Source organism: Nocardiopsis lucentensis DSM 44048, assembly GCF_000341125.1.
Taxonomy (GTDB): Bacteria; Actinomycetota; Actinomycetes; order Streptosporangiales; family Streptosporangiaceae; genus Nocardiopsis; species Nocardiopsis lucentensis.
Map to the genome: position 1 here is coordinate 1 of NZ_ANBC01000204.1, position 371 is coordinate 371.

1 protein-coding gene is annotated in these 371 nt (G+C 74.7%); it reads left to right on the forward strand.

The window, feature by feature from the left end; all coding sequences use genetic code 11:
• Positions 1 to 282: helix-turn-helix domain-containing protein (locus tag D471_RS0106735; protein WP_026127483.1), on the forward strand; the 282-nt coding region annotated here is incomplete at its 5' end.
• Positions 283 to 371 lie beyond the last annotated feature (89 nt).

The window sequence follows — 371 nt, forward strand, 5'->3', positions numbered from 1 at the left end:
ACCCTCGCGGAGCTGGCCGACCACGCCCGCATGAGCCTGCGGACGTTCGTCCGCCGCTTCAACGAGGAGGTGGGGGTGAGCCCGGGGCGCTGGCTGATCCAGCAGCGCGTCCTCCGGGCCCGGCACCTGCTGGAGTCCACGGATCTGCCGGTGGACGAGATCGCCGGGCTGGTGGGCTTCGCCACGGGGACCTCGCTCCGCCAGCACCTGCGCGCCGCGATCGGCGTGACGCCCCTCGCCTACCGGCGGACGTTTCGGGGTTCGCTGGCCGACGCCTCCTGAACCCGACCCGTCGTCCCGGTCAGCTCGTCCGCTCGGGGGTACCCCGTTCTCCGTGCCGAGGCCCTGCGGGTCGGCGGCGGCGGACAGCC